This window comes from Puniceibacterium sediminis (assembly GCF_900188035.1).
Classification (GTDB): domain Bacteria; phylum Pseudomonadota; class Alphaproteobacteria; order Rhodobacterales; family Rhodobacteraceae; genus Puniceibacterium; species Puniceibacterium sediminis.
This window is the reverse complement of the sequence record NZ_FZNN01000004.1, coordinates 38,226-60,945: the sequence shown is the minus strand read 5'-3', so window position 1 is coordinate 60,945 and position 22,720 is coordinate 38,226. Positions and strand designations below refer to the sequence as shown.

The 22,720-nt window shown below is 60.8% G+C and carries 17 protein-coding genes; 4 read left to right on the top strand and 13 right to left on the bottom strand.

Features of this window, described 5'->3' with window-relative positions; genetic code table 11:
• Positions 1 to 52: 52 nt before the first annotated feature.
• Positions 53 to 955 (bottom strand): LysR family transcriptional regulator, encoded by a 903-nt coding sequence (locus tag CHB75_RS05950; protein WP_089269625.1) that lies wholly within the window; start codon positions 953 to 955, stop codon positions 53 to 55.
• A gap of 100 nt (positions 956 to 1,055) precedes the next feature.
• Between CHB75_RS05950 and CHB75_RS05945 the strand changes: the two genes are divergently transcribed.
• A complete protein-coding gene (locus CHB75_RS05945) occupies positions 1,056 to 2,279 on the top strand; it encodes an acyl-CoA dehydrogenase (protein WP_089269818.1) in 1,224 nt (407 codons plus the stop codon).
• Positions 2,280 to 2,377: 98 nt separating this feature from the next.
• Positions 2,378 to 4,534, top strand: a complete 2,157-nt coding sequence (locus CHB75_RS05940; RefSeq protein WP_089269624.1) for a dehydrogenase E1 component subunit alpha/beta — start codon at positions 2,378 to 2,380, stop codon at positions 4,532 to 4,534.
• Between the two features lie 164 nt (positions 4,535 to 4,698).
• Here the strand turns inward: CHB75_RS05940 and CHB75_RS05935 are convergent, their stop codons facing one another.
• A complete protein-coding gene (locus CHB75_RS05935) occupies positions 4,699 to 5,478 on the bottom strand; it encodes a leishmanolysin-related zinc metalloendopeptidase (protein ID WP_176439068.1) in 780 nt (259 codons plus the stop codon).
• A 308-nt stretch (positions 5,479 to 5,786) separates the two neighbouring features.
• On the opposite strand from CHB75_RS05935, the gene aroQ reads away from it, so the two are divergent.
• Together aroQ and CHB75_RS05925 are read left to right on the top strand one after the other, a co-directional pair.
• Positions 5,787 to 6,230 carry a type II 3-dehydroquinate dehydratase gene (gene aroQ / locus CHB75_RS05930; protein ID WP_089269622.1) on the top strand — a complete coding sequence of 148 codons (444 nt, stop codon included), beginning with the start codon at positions 5,787 to 5,789 and terminating at the stop codon, positions 6,228 to 6,230.
• Entirely contained in the window at positions 6,227 to 6,988 is a 762-nt protein-coding gene (locus tag CHB75_RS05925; RefSeq protein ID WP_089269621.1) for a LuxR family transcriptional regulator, read from the top strand. Before aroQ ends, CHB75_RS05925 begins: the two co-directional genes overlap by 4 nt.
• A gap of 480 nt (positions 6,989 to 7,468) precedes the next feature.
• On the opposite strand, the gene tsf is transcribed toward CHB75_RS05925, so the two are convergent.
• The 11 genes from tsf to CHB75_RS05870 form a co-directional block, all read right to left on the bottom strand.
• Positions 7,469 to 8,344, bottom strand: a complete 876-nt coding sequence (gene tsf / locus CHB75_RS05920) for a translation elongation factor Ts (RefSeq protein WP_089269620.1) — start codon at positions 8,342 to 8,344, stop codon at positions 7,469 to 7,471.
• 118 nt (positions 8,345 to 8,462) lie between these two features.
• Complete coding sequence (rpsB, locus tag CHB75_RS05915) at positions 8,463 to 9,221, bottom strand: 30S ribosomal protein S2 (protein ID WP_089269619.1); 759 nt, start codon at positions 9,219 to 9,221, stop codon at positions 8,463 to 8,465.
• Positions 9,222 to 9,453: 232 nt separating this feature from the next.
• Positions 9,454 to 10,767, bottom strand: a complete 1,314-nt coding sequence (locus tag CHB75_RS05910; RefSeq protein WP_245840740.1) for a HupE/UreJ family protein — start codon at positions 10,765 to 10,767, stop codon at positions 9,454 to 9,456.
• A gap of 280 nt (positions 10,768 to 11,047) precedes the next feature.
• Positions 11,048 to 11,260, bottom strand: coding sequence for a DUF3892 domain-containing protein (locus CHB75_RS05905; protein ID WP_089269618.1), 213 nt, complete (start codon positions 11,258 to 11,260; stop codon positions 11,048 to 11,050).
• A gap of 210 nt (positions 11,261 to 11,470) precedes the next feature.
• A complete protein-coding gene (locus CHB75_RS05900; RefSeq protein ID WP_089269617.1) occupies positions 11,471 to 15,133 on the bottom strand; it encodes a vitamin B12-dependent ribonucleotide reductase in 3,663 nt (1,220 codons plus the stop codon).
• 535 nt (positions 15,134 to 15,668) lie between these two features.
• Positions 15,669 to 16,391 carry an endonuclease/exonuclease/phosphatase family protein gene (locus tag CHB75_RS05895; protein ID WP_089269616.1) on the bottom strand — a complete coding sequence of 241 codons (723 nt, stop codon included), beginning with the start codon at positions 16,389 to 16,391 and terminating at the stop codon, positions 15,669 to 15,671.
• Complete coding sequence (locus CHB75_RS05890; RefSeq protein WP_089269615.1) at positions 16,391 to 17,746, bottom strand: phospholipase D-like domain-containing protein; 1,356 nt, start codon at positions 17,744 to 17,746, stop codon at positions 16,391 to 16,393. The genes CHB75_RS05895 and CHB75_RS05890 overlap by 1 nt, the downstream gene beginning before the upstream one ends.
• 139 nt (positions 17,747 to 17,885) lie before the next feature.
• On the bottom strand, positions 17,886 to 18,653 hold the full coding sequence (locus CHB75_RS05885) for an SDR family NAD(P)-dependent oxidoreductase (RefSeq protein ID WP_089269614.1): 768 nt from the start codon (positions 18,651 to 18,653) through the stop codon (positions 17,886 to 17,888).
• Between the two features lie 158 nt (positions 18,654 to 18,811).
• Positions 18,812 to 19,603: an FAD binding domain-containing protein gene (locus CHB75_RS05880; protein ID WP_089269613.1), complete on the bottom strand. Its 792-nt coding sequence runs from the start codon at positions 19,601 to 19,603 to the stop codon at positions 18,812 to 18,814.
• Positions 19,604 to 19,701: 98 nt separating this feature from the next.
• Positions 19,702 to 22,077: a xanthine dehydrogenase family protein molybdopterin-binding subunit gene (locus CHB75_RS05875; RefSeq protein ID WP_089269612.1), complete on the bottom strand. Its 2,376-nt coding sequence runs from the start codon at positions 22,075 to 22,077 to the stop codon at positions 19,702 to 19,704.
• A gap of 90 nt (positions 22,078 to 22,167) precedes the next feature.
• Positions 22,168 to 22,653: a (2Fe-2S)-binding protein gene (locus tag CHB75_RS05870; RefSeq protein ID WP_089269611.1), complete on the bottom strand. Its 486-nt coding sequence runs from the start codon at positions 22,651 to 22,653 to the stop codon at positions 22,168 to 22,170.
• Between the last annotated feature and the right edge of the window lie 67 nt (positions 22,654 to 22,720).

Sequence of the window (22,720 nt, the reverse complement as noted above, 5' to 3'; positions counted from 1 at the left end):
TCACAGGACCGGGGGCGCTGCCCCCGGAGTGCTTTCAGGTACTTGAAGCAGGTCAGCGCGGAAGGTTTTCCTCTTCTTCCGTCTGAAAGGTCAGCCAGTCGCGGAACTTTGTCACGGCGGGCGTCGCGGGCCTGTCGGCGGGCCAGACCAGATGATAGGCGCCAAGGCTGACCGGGGCCGTGTCCGCCGCACGCACCAGCTGCCCTGACAGCAGTTCACTGTCGATCAGGTAGTCAGGCAGCAGGGCCACGCCCAACCCGTGCAGCGCGCCCTGAATGATCGTGGTGAACTGATCAAAGGTCGTGCCGGGCAGGGCGCCCGGCTCAAACCCCTGCAATGTGAACCAGTTACGCCAGGCTTCTGGCCTTGTCTGGATGTGCAGCAGCGGCATCTTTGCCAGCCGGTCTATCGCTGCCGCGCCATCAGGCAGCAGCGTTGGCGCACAGACCGGCAACACCTGTTCACGCATCAGCACAAGGCTGTCGGTTCCGGGCCAGTCGCCGCCGAAATGTATCGCCGCATCAAAAGGTTCGCTGGAAAAGCTGAAAGGTTTCAGGCGGGTCGTCAGGTTGATCGTCACCTCTGGATGGCGGCGGGCAAAATCCGGCAGGCGGGGCACCAGCCAGCGCATGCCAAAGCTCGGCAGAATGGCAAGGCTCAGGCTCCCCCCGACGGGATTGACCCGCAATGCCATCGACGCATTGGCGATGCTACTCAGCGCTGCGCGGATCGTAACGGCATAATCCTGCGCCGCTGGTGTCAGCCGCAGACTGCGCTTTTCCCGGATCAGCAGCACCGTGCCAAGATGATCTTCAAGCGTCTGCAACTGGCGGCTCACCGCGCTCTGGCTCAGCGCGAGTTCCTGTGCGGCGGCGGTGGCGCTGCCCAGCCGGTCAAGCGCTTCGAGCGCGCGCAGGGCGGCAAGCGGGGGCAAAAGTCGGCGCGCAAGGGGCATGTATGAGGTTTCCGCATGAATACTTGCGCTATTGTCGATTTTACTTGCGCAAGATGCAAGTTAATCTGCGCGCAACAACAGGAGATCCGCTTTGAACGAGATGACAGCAGCCACACCGAAACTGAAACCCAAGGATGCACCGGATATGGGCTCCTTTGACTGGGCCGACCCATTCCGGCTTGTCGATCAGCTGTCCGAGGACGAGCGCATGATCGCCGACAGCGCCCGCGCATATGCGCAGGAAAAGCTGCAACCGCGTATCATCGCCGCCTATAACGAGGAAAAAGTCGAACCCGAGATCTTTCGCGAGATGGGTGAAATGGGCCTTCTGGGCATCACCGTGCCCGAGGAATACGGCGGGCTAGGGTCCTCCTATGTCGCCTACGGGCTGGTCGCGCGCGAAATCGAACGGGTGGACTCCGGCTATCGATCGATGATGTCGGTGCAATCCAGTCTCGTGATGTATCCGATCTACGCCTATGGCTCGGAAGAACAGCGGCAGAAGTACCTGCCCAAGCTTGCCAGCGGCGAATATATCGGCTGTTTCGGCCTCACTGAACCCGACGCCGGATCGGACCCTGCGGGCATGAAGACCCGCGCGGTCAAGACCGACAGTGGCTATCGGATTTCCGGTTCCAAGATGTGGATTTCGAATTCCCCCATCGCCGATGTCTTTGTGATCTGGGCCAAGTCCGAGGCACATGGCGGCAAGATCCGCGGCTTTGTGCTGGAAAAAGGCATGACCGGTCTGTCAGCGCCGAAAGTGGGCAACAAACTGAGCCTTCGCGCGTCGGTCACGGGTGAAATCGTGATGGACAATGTCGAAGTGGGCGAAGACGCACTTTTGCCGCATGTTCAGGGGCTTAAAGGTCCGTTCGGATGTCTGAACCGGGCGCGCTACGGCATTTCCTGGGGCGTCATGGGGGCCGCAGAATTCTGCTGGCAGGCGGCGCGGGGCTATGGCCTTGACCGCAAGCAGTTCGGCAAGCCCCTGGCACAGACGCAGCTTTTCCAGAAGAAACTGGCCGATATGCAGACCGAGATTTCGCTGGGGCTGCAGGCATCCTTGCGGGTTGGCCGGTTGATGGACGAAGCCAAGGGCGCGCCCGAGATGATCTCGCTCATCAAGCGCAACAACTGTGGCAAGGCGCTAGATATCGCGCGGATGGCGCGGGACATGCATGGTGGCAACGGGATCTCGGCCGAATTCCAGGTGATCCGGCACATGGTGAACCTTGAAACGGTGAACACCTATGAAGGCACGCACGACGTGCACGCCCTGATCCTGGGCCGCGCACAGACCGGTCTGCAGGCGTTTTTCTGATCAATTGCAGCGTGATACATGAATGACTGAAAGTGCGGCGCTTGTCTTGGGTGCCGCACTTTGCGTAGTTTAAAAGAGAATAAACGGGGGGCGTTGACATGGATCGGGCAGAGGTGGTGCACGAGGCATTTCTGGCACGCGTGGGTTCGGGGGATGTCCCCGAGGTCACAGCGGGTCTGGAGGAAAGTGGTCTGAGCCTTGCGGATCTGCAAGGATTGTTCCGCGCACAGGTCATGTCACGACAGCTCGACCGGATGGCGCGAGAACTGCAAAGGCGCGGGCAGGGGTTCTATACCATCGGATCGTCCGGGCACGAAGGCATGGCAGGCGTTGCCGCGGCGCTGAAGCCGACAGATCCGGCCTATCTGCATTACCGCGACGCCGCATTCCAGATCGCCCGCGCGGCGCAGGTGCCCGGACAGGACCCATTGTGGGATATGCTGCTGTCCTTCACAGCCGCAGCCGAAGATCCCATCAGCGGAGGGCGCCACAAGGTGCTGGGATCAAAGGCTCTTTGCATTCCACCGCAGACCTCGACCATTGCGTCCCATCTGCCAAAGGCGGTCGGCGCCGCCTATGCCATGGGCCTGAAGCGAGAGCGTGGCGTCGTGATGTGCTCCTTTGGCGATGCATCAATGAACCATTCAACCGCGCAGGGCGCGCTGAACACCGCAGGCTGGACGGCATGGCAGTCTGTGCCTTTGCCGCTGATGTTCGTCTGCGAGGATAACGGCATCGGGATCTCGGTCAAATCGCCCCCGGGCTGGGTCGCGGCGAGCCTGAGCCAGCGCCCAGGGTTGCGCTATCAGCCCTGTGACGGGCAGGATGTGGTGGCGACTTTCGCCGCAGCCCGCGAATTGGGTGATTGGATCCGAAAGCACCGCAAGCCGGGCGTGCTGCATCTGTCCTGCGTGCGGCTTTATGGTCATGCCGGACCGGATGTGGAAAGCGCCTATCGCCCCATGCCCGAGATCGAGGCTCAGGAGGCGCAGGATCCATTGCTTTTCACCGCGTCGCATCTTCTGCACGCGGGTGTGGCTAATGATAAAATTATCGATGTCTATCAATCTGTTCGCGCCGAATGCGAAGCCAAGGCCGACCGTGCGGTCAAGCGGCCCAAGCTGAAGAGCGCGACCGAAGTGATGGCTGCGATCACGCCACCCAAACGCGATATGCCGAAACCCAACGAACCGTCGCCAGCGGACCGCGCGACCACATTTGGCACGGCCGACATGCGTGCGCTGGACCAGCCGCAACCGATGAACAAGCTGGTGAATCTGGGGCTGTCCGACCTGATGATGACCCATCCCGAGATCGTCATGGCAGGCGAGGATATCGGTCGCAAGGGCGGCGTCTATGGCATCACCAAGGGGTTGCAGGCCCGGTTTGGTCCGACGCGGGTGATGGATACGCTGCTGGATGAACAGAGCATCCTTGGGCTTGCCATCGGCCTTGGCCAGAGCGGGTTCATCCCGATGCCTGAGATCCAGTTCTTGGCCTATCTGCACAATGCCGAGGATCAGATAAGGGGTGAGGCGGCGACCTTGTCCTTCTTCTCGGACGGTCAGTTCACCAACCCGATGGTGTTGCGGATTGCCGGTCTTGGCTATCAAAAGGGCTTTGGCGGGCATTTCCACAACGACAATTCCCTGGCCGTTCTGCGCGACATCCCGGGCGTGATTATCGGTTGTCCGTCAGATGGTTGCGAGGCTGTCCTGATGTACCGCGAAGCCGTGAGACTGGCCCGTGAAGAGCAGCGTGTTGTCGTGATGATCGAACCGATCGCGCTGTATCCGATGCGCGATCTACTGGCCGAGGGCGATGGAGGCTGGATGCGCCGCTATCCCGATGCGGGGCTAAACGCGCCGCTGGGCAGCCTGAACGTGACAGGCAAAGGCAACGATCTGGCCATCGTGACTTACGGAAACGGGACGTATCTGTCGCAGCAGGCCAAGGCGGATCTTGAGGCGGCCGGTCATGCAGTGCGCATTGTCGACCTGCGCTGGCTGGCACCTCTGGCCGAGGACGCCATTCTGGCGGCCTGCGAAAGCTGTGGCGCTGTACTTATCGTCGATGAATGCCGCCGCACGGGCTCGCAGAGCGAGGCGCTGGTGACCTTGTTTCAGGAAAGATCTGCACACAGGGTGGCGCGGGTGACGGCCGAGGATAGCTTTATCGCAACCGGACCAGCATACGCCGCAACGCTGCCATCGCGTGAAGGGATTGTTGCAGCAGCCATGTCACTTCTGCAGTGATCCAAAGCCGAAAACAGTATTATATCAGGTAGATACAGGTCATTTCTGGCCATCCCTTTAGGATGCGCAATATAACGTATAATCAGTATTATGTAAAATATAGAGGCGTAGATAAGAACGGATCAAGCTGTTGCTCTGCTGTACCGCAACGAGGCCTATTCAGTTCAAAGCCTTTGTTCGCGCCGCTTGATCATGCCCATGCCCATCAAGGCGAAGAACATGAGGTAACCCCCAGCCGGAAGCGGAACTGACGCCGCCAAATCGGTGTAGATGGTGGTGTAACCAAGGTCTGCAAAGCTCGCGATCGTGGTGGCGGATACTGTGCTTCCCGAGTTGAGCCAGCCGGTCATCAGCTCTTTCTTGCCGCCGGCAAAGAGACCGTCGGCAGAGCCGTTGTTCGCCTCATCCCAGTGCGCGTTTGCCGTTCCGGCCCCACCTTCGAGTTCGACCGGTATAAAGGTGGCCGAAGGCAAACCAAAATCGGCTTGGTATTGCGCCAAACCATAGGCCCCGGTGTACTGGCCTGTTCCGGCCACATAAAGCTCCTGGTAGCCAGAATAGCCCAGCTTGGAGCCGCTCCACAGTGTGCCAAATCCGATCACATGCGCCATCTCATGGGTGATAATGGCAAGCGCGTTGGCTTCTGAAACCGTGTCCAGATCCACCGAGTCAAAATTCATGCTCCCGACACGGGCATAGAGGTAATTCGCCGTGGTCACCCCCAAGGTCGGCCCCGCAGAACCGAGCGCGCCCCCCGAAGCCCCCACAAAAGTATCGGCAGCGATGACAAGACTGGTGATGCCCGGGGCCTGCTTGTACCCTGTGATCACACTTTCCCAAAACGTCTTGGCCACCGTGAAAATGGTTTTCTGCGACTCCGAAATCGACGAGCCAAAGTTGAGCTGAATGTTGAAGGTCGATGCCTCTGCGCGGGCTGACGTCAAAAGAAAGACCATTGCGCATACGTACAGAAATGGTTTTGATTTGACGCCTGTCATGGAAATTTACCCTAAAAGATGCCAATTATTCATATGACAATGATTGTTACTATTTTGTTAATTTCAGGGATTTTTGGCGTGAGGTCAATGAATTACCGACCTGCGCCGGATAATCGCAACGTAAGCCTGAGCAGGTTTGCACGCGTTACCGCCTAGGATGTCCTTTCCCATGACCTTCGCCATAAGGCGAGCCTCGGCATCTGGACACAGGGCAGCTACGCGGTCACTATGAGTGAAAAACCAGGACCAAAAACATGCAGTCGATGCTGATCCTCAACGGACCCAACCTCAACCTTCTTGGCACCCGCCAGCCCGAGATTTATGGAACGACCACTCTGGCGGATGTCGAAGACATGTGCCGCGCCCATGCGGAAAAGATCGGTGTGACGCTGGATTTTCTCCAGAGCAATCATGAAGGTGTTCTGATCGATGCGCTGCACGCCGCGCGCGGGACAAAGGGTGGCGTGATCCTCAATGCCGGGGCGTATACTCACACCTCGATCGCGCTGATGGATGCGATTCGATCTGCCGAAGTACCCGTGGTTGAACTGCATCTGTCCAACATCCATGCGCGTGAAAGTTACCGGCATCTGTCATATATCTCTCCCGTCGCCATCGGGCTGATCTGTGGCTTTGGTGCGCGGGGGTATACTCTGGCCATGGACGCGCTCTTTAGCTATCTTGAGGGAACCGGATGACACCGCAATTTCGCACCGAACTGATCGAGCTGACCAACGCGAACAGCATCGAACAGCTTTGGGCGAAACACTGCGATTATATGGCTCGTTACGGGTTTGACCGGCTGCTTTACGGCTTCACCCGGTTTCGGACGCCAAATTCTCTGGGCGATCCAAACGACTTTCTCATGCTGACCAACCATCCGCCCAGCTATACGGACGTCTTTGTGGGTGAACGTCTGTACTATCATGCGCCCATGGTGAAATGGGCCCTGGAACACGAAGGTTCGTGCAGCTGGCAGGTGCTTGCGGACATGGTCCGGGGTGACGCGCTCACCCGGGACGAACGTCGGGTCTTTGAATTCAATGTATCCCAAGGCGTGACCGCGGGATATTCGATCAGCTTCAAATCCGTTTCCGCCCGTGCCAAAGGCGCCATCGCACTGACAGCGCCCATCGGGGTGTCGCAAAAGGAAATCGATGCGGTCTGGACCCATCACGGCGAAGATATCGTGCTGATGAACAACCTTGTCCACCTCAAGATCCTCACCCTGCCCTACACGCCGCCCAACCAGTCGCTGACCCGCCGTCAGCGCGAGGCGCTGGAATGGGTTGGGGATGGCAAGACCATGCAGGATATCGCGCAGATCATGGGGCTGACGCAGGCCACAATCGAAAAGCATCTGCGCCTGGCGCGGGAAGCGTTGAACGTGGACACCACAGCCCAGGCAGTGATGAAAGCGACGTTTCAGAATCAAATGTTCGTGCTTGAGGCGTGATCTAAGGGTCAACCGCAGTGTTCTGCGTGAATCCACCGTGAAAAACTTAACGCGTCAGGCGCCTTATGTCCAAGTCAGGAAATCCTGACTTCCATCACAGCCCAAATATTGCCACAATCAACATGTTCCGTGAGTGGTGGCAGTTTGCCCAGGAATTCAGATCATTAACCCCTTGTAATTTCAGGGCTCTTTTTGATCTTCGGTACGAACAGTGGTTGGTTTGATGTGGCTATTTTGCTACGGGGATCGACCCGCCTGGTGACGCCCTCCGTGCATCCCCATGTCTCAAGGGGGCGTCTATGGTCTATAACGGAGCTGCTTTAACGGGCAGCTCCGTTTCTTCGTTAATACCCCCGGATGACTAAGGTCAGTAGCGCAAACAGTGCCGTGGAACGAAAATGCGCGCCGACACGGGATGTGCGGCGCGCATTTCTGATATCCGGACAGGGTGTCTGGCACCCTGCCCCATTTTGATCGGGCTTAGCCCTTGGCAGTCTTTGCGACTTCGGCGGCAAAGTCCTCGACGACTTTTTCGATGCCTTCGCCAACTTCAAGGCGTACGTAACCGGTGATCTCGGCACCCGCTTCCTTGGCTGCCGCAGCAACGGTCAGATCGGGGTTGACGACAAAAGCCTGACCAAGAAGCGTGACTTCGGCCATGAACTTCTTCATCCGGCCAACGATCATCTTTTCGATCACGGCCTCGGGCTTGCCGGACTCGCGGGCGATTTCGATCTGAACCAGACGCTCTTTTTCGACAACGGACGGGTCAAGGTCTGCTTCGGACAGCGACGCCGGGTTGGCGGCAGCGATGTGCATGGCAACCATACGGCCGAATGCTTCGTCACCACCGGTCATGGCGACCAGAACACCGATCTTGCCCATGCCGTCAGCAGCGGCGTTGTGCACGTAGGACACAACGGTATCGCCTGTCAGCTTGGACATGCGGCGCACCGACATGTTTTCGCCGATCGTTGCGATCTTCGAAGTGATCTCGTCCTGAACGGTCTTGCCGCCCATGTCCGCAGCCATCAGTGCCTCAAGGCCGTCGACCTTCAGCGCGGCGGCGGAAATGCCCGCAACCATCTTCTGGAAATCGGCGTTCTTGCCAACGAAATCGGTTTCCGAGTTCACTTCGACGGCGACGCCGGTGTTGCCTTCGACGGCGACGGCAACAAGGCCCTCGGCAGCGGTACGGCCGGCCTTCTTGGCAGCCTTGGCAAGACCCTTGGTGCGCAGCCAGTCAACGGCGGCATCGGTGTCGCCGTTGGTTTCGGTCAGCGCCTTCTTGGCGTCCATCATGCCTGCGCCGGTCATTTCGCGCAGTTCTTTCACTTGGGATGCTGTGATCGCCATCTGCGGCTCTCCTCATCTGGAATTGCGATTTGGGACAGCCCGTCCGGGCCATCCCGGGACAGCCCCAGGGGCTGTCCGCTCATGTCACGTCTGCATGTCGCTTTTGCGACACAAGGCCTCAGGCCTCGGCGACGGCTTCTTCCATGGGCGCATCTTCAAGCGCGCCGATGTCAACACCAGCCGCACCCATCTGGGCGGTCATGCCGTCAAGCGCCGCACGGCTGACCAGATCGCAATAAAGCGAGATGGCGCGCGCCGCGTCGTCGTTGCCGGGGATGATGTAGTCAATGCCATCGGGCGAGCAGTTGGTGTCGACGATTGCGACAATCGGAATGCCCAGCTTGTTGGCTTCGGCGATGGCCAGCGCTTCTTTCTTGACGTCGATGACGAACAGCAGGTCAGGTACGCCGCCCATTTCGCGGATCCCGCCAAGCGAGGCCTGCAGTTTGGTCTGGTCGCGCTCCATGCCAAGACGCTCTTTCTTGGTCAGGCCTTCGGAACCGTTTTCCATCTGCTCGTCGATCTGCTTGAGACGCTGGATCGACTTGGAAACAGTCTGCCAGTTGGTGAGCGTGCCGCCCAGCCAACGGTGGTTCATGTAATACTGTGCGCACTTTTCAGCGGCTTCGGCGATCGACTGCTGTGCCTGACGCTTGGTGCCGACAAACAGGACACGGCCGCCCTTGGCGGTGGTGTCGCGGATGACGTTCAGCGCGGCGTCCAGCATGGGGACGGTCTGCGTCAGGTCCATGATGTGGATGCCGTTACGCGCGCCATAGATGAACTCGCCCATACGGGGGTTCCAGCGCGGTGTCTGGTGGCCAAAGTGTACGCCTGCTTCAAGCAGTTGACGCATGTTGAACTCGGGAAGAGCCATGGTCTTATCCTTTCCGGTTTACGCCTTGGCGGGGGTGTGAGAGCGGATGCTCCAACCGGTGGACTGTTGGGGATGTCTCCCCCAATGGCCCGACCCCGCCTGCGGGATTAAGTGGGGCGCTCTTACCGGGGTTTTGATCGGTGTGCAACCCTCGACCTGCCGGCCACTTGGGCCGTACCCCCTACGGCCTGCCTTTTCCATGCCGCCCAAGACAGCAAACGGCCCGCACGCATCAAAGAAAGACCCGCTCAACGAACCAGTAAAACCCGACCAGCGCGATCCCCACCGATACCGGGATCGCGACATAGGTTCGATAGGCCTCCAACCGGTCCACATGGGTGGCCGACAGCACGCAGAACAGCGATACCATCGCGAGCGGCCACAAAAACACCGGCGCAGGTGCGCCCATCACGGACACAAACCCCGGCCCGTCCAGCAGCCAGCCAAGGGCGACAAACGCCAGAGCGAGCACAGTGTAGAACGCCTGGCCAGTGTGTTCGGGCACTTCGTTTTCATCCACCCGCAGGGCCATCCAGACCAGCAGAAAGGCCAGCGCGATCACCGTCAGCTGCCCCAGTTCAACGCCGACGTTGAACCCGATCAGGGCCGGGATGAACTGATCCTGCGGCAGGCCGAACTCCCCCAGGACCGAGGCAAAGCCAAGCCCGTGCAGCAGCCCGAACACAAAGACCACAATGGGGCGCCAGCGGCTCAGCCCGTCGCTCAGGATATTCTCGACCGCGACAAAGACGATCGACGCGGCAATCAGCGGCTCGACGATGCTGGCTGGCACCGTGACCCAGCCCATCGCCCCCAGCGCAAGCGTGACCGTATGCGCCAGCGTAAAGGCCGACACCTGCCAAAGCAGCGGGCGGATATGGGTCGACAGAAAGAACAGCCCCAGCACGAACAGGATATGATCCAGCCCCTTGGGCAGGATGTGATCGAAACCGACCGGGACATAGCTCAGAAACGCCTCTGCCGCCGTGTCCTGCCCGCCACCGCCTAGCGCGATCTCGTCGCTGGGCGTGCCGTTGTCGAGGTACCCCGTATAGGGCTCCTCGACCCCCTGCTGGCGCAGGATCAGCGCGCCATATTCCGCAGGCCAGCGGACCTGCAGGCTGTGCGCCCCCTCCGGGACCGCGCCCGTCAGGGTCACCAAGGTATCGCGCGGCAGATCGACATTTCCGACCGGACCCACGGCGATGCCGCCCATCTCCAGCGGCACGGGCGATCCATCCGCCGTCACGACAACCGCCCCGGCGATCTGCGCGGCGTCAGCGCGCAGCCGTTCGGCAAAGGCGTCAGGTTCCAGCGCACGCAGGGCATCAACCTGTTCGGCCTGCGCGGTTTCGTTGGTGTCGGCCACGCCCTCCAGATCAACGCCCGCCACAATCGCCTCGGCGTTCAGGGTGATGTCCAGCGTCAGGATGCCGCCCGCAACGGTCATGTCACCGATGGCCGGGCGCACTTCATGCGCCCACGCCAAAGCAACACATGTCGCCCAGAACAGGGCCGCCCCCAGAACCGAAATAATTGCGCGCAAGACCCTGTCCCCCTCGTCCGAAGCTACCCGCCAATACTGCCGCTAATCCCGCCCACCTCAAGAGCCACGGCGCGGATTTTCCAAAAGATTTGTGGCCTGCGCTTTCGGCGGCAATGGCCCGCCGACAAATGCACCCTGAACACGCATACGAAAAGAGGCGCCCGAAGGCGCCTCAGTTTCGGTGACAAGGCCCTGATCGTTTTTCACCCGTAATTTCTCTTGGCGGACTTACATGCGTTCGGGGCAGGTACACCGGCCCCGAATATTTTTTTGCCAGTCTTTAGCCAAGATTGTTGCTGTCGCTGCCGTCAGGATTTGAGCGCGGAATGCGTCGACCATCCGGGAGCTTTTGTACGTGATAGTCAGGATGCTGCCCTCGTTCAATTTGATCGGCGAGCCGACCACGAGGAACTTCACCTTGGCCTGGCACAAGGAAGTGCGTATTCAGACCAGTAGCGCTCTCACGGCTAACCGTGATTTTTTTGCCAGCCATAGCTGGTACTCCTTCTATCCACAGGTACCCCCAGATTTCTGTGGGTAAAGCCTGTATTTTCGAGCACGCTATTGATCACCAGAACGTGGCATGTTTCTCCAAAGTCATTCGACCTTTAGAGGTCGATCTGGTCTATCCCGCAGCGTACTAGGCCAATGCGGAAAGGCCGGAGGGAGGTGTTGCAGCACCTCCCTCCAACCCTCAATTTCTTCAGCTACACCCAGACGTTCCGCCGCAGGTGTTGCACTTCATGCAGGTGCCGTTGCGCACCAGCGTGTAGTTGCCGCATTCGCCGCAAGCCTCGCCCTCGTAGCCCTGCATCTTGGCCCGTGACGCCGCGTTGATCGCCATGCCACTGGTCGACGAAGACGTGGTCGTCGAGGTCGCAAAGGCCACCGCCGCGCCGCCACTTGCCACCGCCTGCGGCATCAGCGAATTCAGCGCCGTAACCGAATCTGCCATCCCGCCCTGCAGCACCACCAGATCCTGGGGCAGACGCTTGCGCAGATAGCCGGTCGAGCTGATCTGTTTCAGCACCTCAAGGCTGCGCGACGCCGCCGTATCCGAGATTTCCTTGACGTTGGACACGCCCTCTTCCTCGCCCCGGCCCAGATCGTCAAACGACGCGCCGGACGGTTTCACATGGGCAAGGTCGGTCCGGTCCAGATAGGAAACGGCCAGTTCACGGAAGATGTAGTCAAGGATCGAGGTCGCATTCTTGATGCTGTCGTTGCCCTGCACCATGCCGGCCGGTTCGAACTTGGTGAAGGTAAAGGCATCCACGAACTCCTCAAGCGGCACGCCGTACTGAAGACCAACCGAAACCGCGATGGCAAAGTTGTTCATCATGGCGCGGAAACCCGCACCTTCCTTGTGCATGTCGATAAAGATCTCGCCCAGCTGGCCGTCCTGATATTCGCCGGTCCGCAGATAGACCTTGTGACCGCCGACAACCGCCTTCTGGGTGTAGCCCTTGCGCCGCTCGGGCAGCTTTTCGCGCATCGAATTGCGCACTTCCTTGATGATGACCTTTTCGACCACCTTCTGCGCCAGAACCACGGCCTTTTCCTGCATCGATCCGTTTTCCAGAACCTCTGCCGCCTCGTCGTCATCCTCGACCAGCGACGCCGCCAGCGGCTGCGACAATTTCGATCCGTCACGGTACAGCGCGTTCGCCTTCACACCCAGCGACCAGCTCAGCTCGTACGCCTTCTGGCAGTCGGTGATCGTCGCGTCGTTGGGCATGTTGATCGTCTTGCTGATCGCACCCGAGATGAAAGACTGTGCCGCGGCCATCATGTAGATGTGGCTGTTGACGCCCAGATACCGCTTGCCCTTCTTGCCGCAGGCATTGGCGCAATCGAAGATCGAGTAATGCTCTTCCCGCAGGTGCGGCGCACCTTCCAGGGTCATCGTGCCGCAGACGTGGTCATTGGCAAGCTCGACGTCCCTCTTGGAGAAACCAAGGTGGCGCAGCAGATCAAAGGTCGGATCGTTCAGCTTTTCGGTCGGGATGCCCAGCACGCCGGTGCAGAACTCTTCGCCAAGGGTCCACTGGTTGAACACGAACCGGATGTCGAAGGCCGAGGCAAGCGCGGCCTCAACCTTTTGCAACTGTGCCGGACCAAAGCCGTGACCGGTCAGCGACGTGTGGTTGATCCCCGGCGCATTGCCGATGGACCCGTGACCAACCGCATAGGCGACGATTTCCTCGATCTGGCTGGACGAATAGCCCTGTTTGTCCAGCGCGGCAGGCACCGACTGGTTGATGATCTTGAAATATCCGCCACCGGCCAGCTTCTTGAACTTCACCAGCGCAAAGTCCGGCTCGATCCCAGTGGTATCGCAATCCATCACCAGACCGATGGTCCCGGTCGGTGCAATCACCGATGTCTGCGCGTTGCGGTAGCCGTGCTTTTCACCCAGACGCAGCGCCTCGTCCCAGGCGGACATAGCAAGGTCGATCAGCGTCGCATCGGGGCAGCCGACATGGTCCAGCGGAACCGGACGTGTGGCCAGCCCTTCGTAGCCGGTCATTGCGCCATGGGCCGCGCGCCGGTGGTTGCGGATGACCCGCAGCATGTGATCGCGGTTCTTGTCGTAGCCGGAAAACGCGCCCAGTTCTGCGGCAATTTCCGCCGATGTGGCATAGGCAACGCCGGTCATGATGGCGGTCAGGGCACCACACAGCGCGCGGCCCTCGTCGCTGTCATAGGAATATCCCATGTTCATCAGCAGCCCGCCGATGTTGGCATAGCCCAGACCCAGCGTGCGGAAATCATAAGACCGCTGCGCGATCTCCTGGCTCGGGAATTGCGCCATCGTAACGGAAATTTCCAGCGTCAGCGTCCAAAGACGTGTCGCATGCATGTATTCCTCGGACTGGAACTCGCCGTCCTTGAGGAAGGTCAGCAGGTTCATCGACGCAAGGTTGCAGGCGGTGTCGTCCAGGAACATGTATTCCGAACACGGGTTGCTGCCACGGATCGCGCCATCTTCGGGACAGGTGTGCCAGTCGTTCACGGTGTCGTGGAACTGGATGCCCGGATCGGCACAGGCCCATGCCGCGTGGCCAACATCTTCCCACAGGGCACGCGCCTTGATGGTCTTGGCGACCGACCCGTCGGTGCGACGGATCAATTCCCAGTCACCGTCGTTCTTGACGGCCTTCAGGAAGGCATCCGTCACCCGGATCGAGTTGTTGGAATTCTGGCCTGACACGGATGCATAGGCCTCGGAATCCCAGTCGGTGTCATAGGTCGGGAATTCGATCGACCCATAGCCCTGCTTGGCGTAATCCAGCACGCGCTTGACGTATGTTTCCGGGATCGCAACCTTCTTGGCCGCGCGGATCGCGTCCTTCAGGGCGTCATTCTTCTTGGGATCGCAGGCATCTTCGGCTGTGCCGTCCCACTGGCGGATCGCGGAAAAGATCAGGTTCAGCTTCTGCTCGTGCATCTTGCTGCCGGCCACGATCGACGCGACCTTCTGCTCTTCCTTGACCTTCCAGTTGATGAATTCCTCGATATCCGGGTGGTCGGCATCGATGATCACCATCTTGGCCGCGCGGCGCGTGGTGCCACCCGACTTGATCGCGCCGGCAGCCCGGTCACCGATCTTGAGGAAACCCATCAGGCCAGACGATTTGCCGCCGCCCGACAGCGGCTCGTTCGCGGCGCGCAGGCTGGAAAAGTTGGTGCCGGTGCCGGAGCCATATTTGAACAGACGCGCCTCGCGGACCCACAGGTCCATGATGCCGCCCTCGCCCACAAGGTCATCCTTGACCGACTGGATAAAGCAGGCATGGGGCTGGGGGTGCTCATAGGCGGACTTGGATTTGGTCAGCTTGCCGGTCTTGTAATCAACATAGTAGTGGCCCTGGCCCGGACCATCGATGCCATAGGCCCAGTGCAACCCGGTGTTGAACCACTGCGGGCTGTTGGGGGCCGCGCGCTGGGTGGCCAGCATGTGGCGCATCTCGTCGTAATAGGCCTGAGCGTCGGATTCCTTGGTGAAATAACCACCCTTCCAACCCCAGTAGGCCCAGGCACCAGCCAGACGGTCAAACACCTGCTTGGACGAACTTTCGCCAACGGTCTTGGTCTCAGCCGTGGCCGGAACCGACCGCCACAGGAACTCGGGCACGCCCTTTTCGGCGACCTTCTTCAGCTCGACCGGCACACCGGCCTTGCGGAAATACTTCTGCGCGATGACGTCGCTGGCAACCTGGCTCCACTTGGCGGGCACTTCGACGTTATCAAGGCGAAAGACGATCGTGCCATCCGGGTTCCGGATTTCCGACACGGTCGAAACAAAGTCGATCTCGGCGTAAGCATCCTGCCCGGCCTTGGTGAATTTTCTTTCGATTTTCATAGGTACTGCCCCAATAACTCAGCTTTTCATCGCTCGCCGTTACCCCGACGCGGTTGCCATGTCGCAAGGTCAGACATGCCCACATCCGCACCCTGAAGGCGGATTGCAGGACTATCCTGCGGTGCGGACGCAATGATCTGTATCCCTGCGCGGTCCGGCCACTACATGTTGTGGCTCTCTGCCCGGCCTGCACAATTTGACGTATGTTGCCGGGTTGGGTCAACGAAATTTTTACGCGAATGGCGCTATATTTTGTGTTGACCTACAGGTGCCGCCCATAGCTGTGGGGTTGCCCGCGATTCATGCACAGATAAATTTTCCTGTAATAAAAAGGAAACCGGGGCATATCACGCGGTTGTCCCTGACTTATTCACAGGACTGTCACAAACCGGCCTGCGGTGCCTGCGCGGCGATAGCGCCACAGTTTCCGTTGCGACAATCGCCGTTTGAACGGGCTTTGCCACCGTTCAAACGTTAAAATATCGCATTTTGGACACGATCAGACCGCCACCGCGATAGAATCGCCCCTGCCGGTTTAGTCGTCTGTGCGCGGCAAAAGCATCCCCTGCGCCCAGATCGGCAGATGATCGGACGCAAGCGCCGTCATCGCGTCGTGCATCACCCCGGTATCGATCAACTGCACCAGATCGTTGGTGGCGAACCGGTCCAGCGCGGCAAACGGCCTGCGGGCATGAAACGTCCGCCCCGGCGTGTGGATCTGAAATGTGGGCACCAGCCGCCCCAATCCGACCGAGGTCGAGAATTCGTTCAGATCGCCAGCCAGGATCGTCGGACAGGGCGGCAACTCGGCCAGCCTTTCGCGGATATGCAGAACCTGCGCCCGCCGTGACCGCCGCAATAGCCCCAGATGCGTGCCGACCACCCGCAACGGCCCCGCCGACAGGGCCAGATCGACAATCACCGCGCCGCGCGGCTCAAGCCCGGGCAGATCCATTGTCAGGATATCCGTGATCGAAATACTGGGCCGCGTCAGCACCGCAATCCCGTGCCAACCCAGACTGACGTGACTGCGCGCCAGCGGCACGGGCACCAGACCGGTGTGCGCCTCGATCAGCTCACCGGGCAGGGCCGCCTTGCGCGCGCCCAGACGCAGATCGGCCTCTTGCACGATGACGATATCGGCCTTCAGCGCGGCAATCACCGCCATCACCCTGTCGGGATCACGCCGCCGGTCCGTGCCCAGCGCCTTGCGGATGTTGTAACTCGCAATACGAAAATCTGCCGTTTCCTCAGTCATCACAGGATCGGCGCCCCCAGACGAAACACCCCTTCGACCAGCCTGCGCACCAGCCCCGCGCTGGGGGCACCGGTCTGGCATTCCGGCACAAAGCGACAGACCCAGTCCGCCATCTGCCCGACACTTTTGTCATCATACAGAAAGAGCATCATCTCAAAATTCAACAGCATGCTGCGCACATCGAAATTGGCCGACCCGACCGCCGCTGTATCGTCGATGACCCAGGCCTTGGCGTGGTTCATGCCCGCCTGAAACCGCAGGATCCGGCAGCCCGCGGTCTCAAGCCCGCGCAGATAGGCTCCCCGGGCAAAGTCCGCAGTGTACTGGTTGCTCTTTTCCGGCACCAGAATGCGCACATCCACGCCCCGCCGCGCCGCGATCATCAGTGCATGCCACAGATGGTCGGTCGGCAGGAAATAGGGCGTGACCACCCAGACACGATCTTGGGACGCATGGATCGCCCGCACCAGACCGTCGTGCATCGGATCGTCAACCATGTCCGGCCCCGACGGCACCAGCTGAACCTGCGCCGCGCCATGGTGGGCAATGCAGACCTCGGTTTTCGTGTCGTCCCGGCCGGTCGCCGCCCAGTCGGATTCAAACACATCGACAAAGCTCTGCACCACAGGCCCTGCCAGCGCATAGGACAGATCGATCCAGCGGTGGTCACCCGGCCCGGGCCCAAGGTATTCGGCACCAATGTTGCGCCCCCCCGAAAGAACCCGCGCGCCGTCCGCAATAATCATCTTGCGATGGTTGCGCAGGTTCAGATGCCCCTTGGCCGGCATCTGGATCAGCGGCGAAAAATCATGCAGCAGCCCCCCGGCCTGCCTGAATTCCCGCAGCGCCCTGCCCGGCCGCACAAATCCCCCCAGCCGGTCGATGATCAGCCGGACCCGCACACCGGCCCGCACCCGTTCTGTCAGCGCCTCGACAAAACTCCGCCCCACGCCGTCATTGGCCACAAGGTAAAAGGTGATATCCAGCGTCTGGGTCGCAGTCCGCACGATGCGCAGGGTTTCGTCCCAGCACTCTGCCCCGTCCGCGATAAAATGCACCGCATTCCCCTCCGACGAAGGCGGTATACCGTAATGCGCAAACAGGCTGTCCATCTCGTTGACCGGAACAGGGGCTTCCTTGACCGGGTGAAAGCGCACAGCGGTAAATGTCGACCTGCTCTTGCGGAACCCAAGCGCCAGAAACAACGGCAGCGCCAGATAAGGCGCCAGCAGAAAGAAAGATAGCCAGGCCACTGTCGACTGCGGCGTTCGGCGCTGCTGCAACACAATAACAGCCGAGAACAGGGTCAGCGCCACGGAAATAACGACCGCGATATGGGCTTCAAACCAGATCATTTGACACTGTCTCCCGGCGCTGTCCTGTCGGCGTCATGCGATCCTACGCTGATGCTTTTCCTAGCGGCCAATGCCGTGTGACGCAATGAATGGATAAACTGCGCCCGCGCGGGTGCGCCGCCTTCGGATCCCTGAATCCTCAGCGCGGCGCCAGCCTTATGGCACCGTCAAGGCGGATCACTTCGCCGTTCAGCATCGGGTTTTCGACGATGTGACGTACCAGCGCCGCAAACTCCGCAGGATCGCCCAGCCGGGGCGGATACGGCACCTGCTTGCCCAGCGATTCCTGCACGTCTTCGGGCAATCCCGCGACCATGGGCGTCTTGAACAGCCCCGGCGCGATGGCGCAGACGCGGATGCCAAGTGGTGCCAGATCGCGCGCCATGGGCAGGGTCATTCCGACCACGCCCCCCTTGGACGCACCATAGGCGATCTGCCCCACCTGCGCCTCATAGGCCGCGATGCTGGCAGTGGACAGGATCACGCCGCGCTCACCGTCCCGGCCCTGCGGCGCGTTGCGCGCCATATGGGCGGCAGCCTGCGATGCGACGTTGAAGCTGCCGATCAGGTTGATCGCGATCACCTTGGAAAACAGCGCCGGATCATGCGCCACGCCCCGCGACACGGTCTTGGCCGCCGGCGCGATCCCGGCACAGTTCACCGCGATATGCAACGCGCCGTGGGTCTGCCAGACGGTATCCAATGCAGCGGCAACCGACGCCGGATCAACGACATCGACCTGCAAGAACCGCCCGCCAATCGCCTCTGCCTGGGCGGCCCCGCGTTCCGCGTCCAGATCCAGCAACGTGACCTGCGCCCCGGCCTGCGCCAATGCCTGCGCCGTCGCCGCGCCAAGCCCCGAAGCCCCCCCGGTGACAACCGCCACCGTGTCCTGACTGATCTGCATCCCATACCTCCCGTTGGTCTAATCGCCGTCTCCGGGCACCTCCCCCCGCAGACGCCGCATCCTCTCAACATCACCATCCCACCGCAAGGCACATGCCCAAACGCAAAGCGCCCCCGGCCCGCGTCAGGGCCGGGGGCGTTCGCAATGCCACGCTCAGATCACTTGGCTGCGGCGACCGCGCGCTTGGCCATCACCGCCACCAGATGCGCCCGATAAGCCGCCGTTCCGTGCAGATCCGCAATCATGTCCTGCGCAGGCACGGACAACCCGTCCAGCGCCCCGACCGAAAAGTTCGCGGACAGCGCCGTCTCTGCCGCAGTCCAGCGGAACACGCCGTTGTTGGACGCCCCCGTCACCGCAACCCTCACCCCTTCGGCGAACTTGGCCACAAAGACGCCGACCAGCGCAAAGCGTGACGCCGGCTGCTCGAACTTGATGTAGCAGGATGCCTCGGGGATCGGGAACTTCACCTCGGTGATGATCTCGCCCTCTTCCAGCGCGGTGGTGAACATCCCCTCAAAGAAATCATCCGCCGCAATGGACCGCGTATTGGTGACGATGGTCACGCCCGACGCCAGCGCCGCCGCCGGATAGCAGGCCGACGGGTCGTTGTTGGCAAGCGATCCGCCAATGGTCCCGCGGTTGCGCACCGCCGGATCACCGATATGCGCCGCCAGATCGGCCAGCCCCGGGTAATGCGCCACGGCCCCCTTTGCGACGGTCCCGTGCGTGGTGCCGCCACCGATGCACAAAAGGCCCGCATCGTTCATGCAGATCCCCTTCATCTCAGCAATGCCCGCAAGGCTCACCAACACCGACGGCGCCGCAAGCCGCTGCTTCAGCGCGGGGATCAGCGTCTGACCGCCGCCCAGCGCCTGCGCCTCTTCGCGCCCCAGTGCTGTCACGGCATCCGTCAGGGATGTCGGTCGTTCTATGTCAAATGCATACATGTCTCTGTCCTCCAGAACAGATCAGACCTCTGGTCTTCATCTGCCCAAAAATATGCCCGGGGTCCGGGGGCAGCGCCCCCGAAATCCCCCCTTTCAAATCAGCCCTGCATCGCGGCCCAGACACGCGACGGCGAGGCCGGCATGTCCATATGCGCCACCTTGTGACCACCGGAATTCAGCGCATCGATCACCGCGTTGATCACCGCCGGGGGCGAGCCGATCGCACCGGCCTCGCCGCAGCCCTTTACGCCCAGCGGGTTGTGCGTGCAGGGCGTCTGACAGGAATGATCCACCGTGTAGAACGGCACATCAGTGGCACGCGGCATCGCATAATCCATGTAGGACGCGCTCAGCAGCTGACCGTTTTCGTCATAGGCACAGTTTTCCAGCAGCGCCTGACCAACCCCCTGCGCGATCCCGCCATGCACCTGCCCCGACACGATCATCGGATTGACGATATTGCCGAAATCATCCGCAGCCGAGAAGCGTTCGATCGTCACCTTGCCGGTTTCGGGGTCAAGCTCGACCTCGCAGCAATAGGCGCCCGACGGGTAGGTAAAGTTGCTTGGGTCATAGAACGCCGTCTCCTCCAGACCCGGCTCGATATCCTCCAGCGGATAGTTGTGCGGCACATAGGCGGCCAGCGTCACATCCCCCCAGGCCACGGACTTGTCCGTACCCGCGACGGTGAACTTGCCGTCCTTCAACTCGATATCGCTGTCAGAGGCTTCCATCAGGTGGGCCGCGATCTTCTTGGCCTTGTTGATGATCTTCTCGGTGGCACGCACCATGGCCGACCCACCAACGGCAAGCGAGCGCGAGCCATAGGTGCCCATGCCCATCGGGCCACGTCCGGTATCGCCGTGGACGATGTCGATCATGCTGGCATCAATGCCCAGCATTTCCGCGACAACCTGCGGGAACGCGGTTTCATGGCCCTGCCCGTGGCTGTGGCTGCCGGTCATCACGCTGATGGACCCGGTCGCATTCACCCGCACAGTCGCGGATTCATACAGACCCGCCCGTGCGCCCAACTGCCCGACAAGGTTGCTCGGCGCAATCCCGCAAGCCTCGATATAGCAGTTCACGCCCAACCCGCGCAGCTTGCCCTTTGCGACAGACTCGGCGCGACGTGCGGCGAACCCGGCCAGATCGGCAATCTCTTCCAGCTTGTCCATGGTCGCCGGATAATCACCGGTGTCGTATTCCACCGCAACCGGAGTCGCATAGGGGAATTCGGTGATGAAGTTCTGACGCCGCAGGGCAATCGGATCGACGCCCAGCTCTCGGGCGGCCATGTCGATGACACGCTCCAGCTGATAGGTCGCCTCGGGGCGCCCGGCCCCACGATAGGCATCGACCGGCACGGTGTTGGTGAACACCGCCTTCACGTTCACATAGATGTTCGGCGTCTTGTAGTTGCCGGCCATCAGCGTGCCATGCAGCCATGTGGGAACCGACGGCGCAAAGGTACTAAGGTACGCCCCCATGTTGGCATAGGTTTCCGTGCGGATGGCGGTAAAGTTGTTGTCCTTGTCCAGCGCCAGTTCGATCTTGGTCACATGGTCACGCCCATGGGCGTCCGACATGAACGCCTCTGACCGGGTCGAGGTCCACTTGACGGGGCGCTTGCAGGCCTTGGCGGCAAAGGTGCAAAAGGCTTCTTCGGCATAGTGGAAAATCTTGGTACCGAAACCGCCACCCACATCGGGTGCCACGACGCGCAGCTTGTGCTCGGGGATGCCCAGCACGAATGCGCCCATCAGCAGCCGGATCACATGCGGGTTCTGCGACGTTGTATAAAGCGTGTAGTCGTCGCTGGACTTGTTCCAGTCGCCGACGGCCACGCGCGGCTCCATCGGGTTGGCAACCAGACGGTTGTTCACCAGTTCAAGGGTCGTGACATGCGCGGCGTTCCTGATCGCCTCGTCCACGGCACCCTTGTTCTCTTCGACAAAACCCCAGTCATAGCAAAGGTTGTCGGACAGATCGTCATGCACCTTGGGTGCGCCGGGCTCCAGCGCGGCCTTCATGTTGACGGCGGCGGGCAGTTCCTCGATGTCAAAGACGATCGCCTCGGCGGCATCACGCGCCTCTGCCAGCGAATCCGCCACAACGGCAGCAATCGGATCGCCCACGTGGCGTACCTTGCCCTGTGCCAGCACCGGGTGGGCCGGCTCTTTCATCACCTCGCCGTGGCGGTCAGTGACCTGCCAGCCGCAGGGAATGCTGCCGACGCCCTCAAAATCCTTGCCGGTGAACACCTTGACCACACCGGGCATCGCCGCAGCGGCCGAAGTGTCGATGCTGATGATCCGACCATGCGCCACGTCCGAGCGCAGGAAATGCACATAGGCCTGGCCGTGGATGTTGATGTCGTCAGTGTAATTGCCGTTGCCGGTCAGGAAACGGACGTCTTCGCGCCGCTTCGTGCTGGCGCCGATGCCGGTACCGGCTACCGAATCTTTTGGCATTGTGTTTTCCTCCCTCAGGACGGTGCGCATGAATACGCACCCTACAAACGCTCCGTAGGGCGCGCATTCATTGCGCACCCCGGGTTCAACTCACTCCGCCGCGATCGCCGGGATCTCCTGGCCACTTGCCGCCATGATCGCCTTGATGATGTTGTGATACCCGGTGCAGCGGCAGATATTGCCCTCCAGATACTCACGGATCTCCTGCTCGGTCGGCTTGGGGTTGTCCTTGAGCAGCGCCGTCGCCGACATCACCATACCCGGCGTGCAGAACCCGCACTGAAGCCCGTGATAATCCTGAAACGCCTGCTGCACGGTGTTCAGCGATCCGTCCTCGTTCGCCATCGCCTCGATGGTCGTGACCGAGGCACCCTCGGCCTCGGCTGCGAACATCGTGCAGGATTTGACCGCCTCGCCGTTCACATGCACCACGCAGGCTCCGCACTGGCTGGTGTCACAGCCCACATGCGTGCCCGTCAGGCGCAGATCATCCCGCAGAAACTGCACCAACAGGGTGCGCCCCTCAACCTCGCGGCTTACGGACTTGCCGTTCACCGTCATCGCTACCTTGGTCATGAATCCCTCCCTCGGATTTCTCGATATTCGTTGTTGCCCGGCTCAAACGCCGCAGGTCCGTCAGCCC

Excerpts from the sequence above, each read along its gene's own strand:
- CHB75_RS05950 (WP_089269625.1), bottom strand. The coding sequence starts at position 955 with ATGCCCCTTGCGCGCCGACTTTTGCCCCCGCTTGCCGCCCTGCGCGCG.
- CHB75_RS05945 (WP_089269818.1), top strand. The coding sequence starts at position 1,056 with ATGACAGCAGCCACACCGAAACTGAAACCCAAGGATGCACCGGATATG.
- CHB75_RS05940 (WP_089269624.1), top strand. The coding sequence starts at position 2,378 with ATGGATCGGGCAGAGGTGGTGCACGAGGCATTTCTGGCACGCGTGGGT.
- aroQ (WP_089269622.1), top strand. The coding sequence starts at position 5,787 with ATGCAGTCGATGCTGATCCTCAACGGACCCAACCTCAACCTTCTTGGC.
- CHB75_RS05925 (WP_089269621.1), top strand. The coding sequence starts at position 6,227 with ATGACACCGCAATTTCGCACCGAACTGATCGAGCTGACCAACGCGAAC.
- tsf (WP_089269620.1), bottom strand. The coding sequence starts at position 8,344 with ATGGCGATCACAGCATCCCAAGTGAAAGAACTGCGCGAAATGACCGGC.
- rpsB (WP_089269619.1), bottom strand. The coding sequence starts at position 9,221 with ATGGCTCTTCCCGAGTTCAACATGCGTCAACTGCTTGAAGCAGGCGTA.
- CHB75_RS05905 (WP_089269618.1), bottom strand. The coding sequence starts at position 11,260 with ATGGCTGGCAAAAAAATCACGGTTAGCCGTGAGAGCGCTACTGGTCTG.
- CHB75_RS05900 (WP_089269617.1), bottom strand. The coding sequence starts at position 15,133 with ATGAAAATCGAAAGAAAATTCACCAAGGCCGGGCAGGATGCTTACGCC.
- CHB75_RS05895 (WP_089269616.1), bottom strand. The coding sequence starts at position 16,391 with ATGACTGAGGAAACGGCAGATTTTCGTATTGCGAGTTACAACATCCGC.
- CHB75_RS05890 (WP_089269615.1), bottom strand. The coding sequence starts at position 17,746 with ATGATCTGGTTTGAAGCCCATATCGCGGTCGTTATTTCCGTGGCGCTG.
- CHB75_RS05885 (WP_089269614.1), bottom strand. The coding sequence starts at position 18,653 with ATGCAGATCAGTCAGGACACGGTGGCGGTTGTCACCGGGGGGGCTTCG.
- CHB75_RS05880 (WP_089269613.1), bottom strand. The coding sequence starts at position 19,603 with ATGTATGCATTTGACATAGAACGACCGACATCCCTGACGGATGCCGTG.
- CHB75_RS05875 (WP_089269612.1), bottom strand. The coding sequence starts at position 22,077 with ATGCCAAAAGATTCGGTAGCCGGTACCGGCATCGGCGCCAGCACGAAG.
- CHB75_RS05870 (WP_089269611.1), bottom strand. The coding sequence starts at position 22,653 with ATGACCAAGGTAGCGATGACGGTGAACGGCAAGTCCGTAAGCCGCGAG.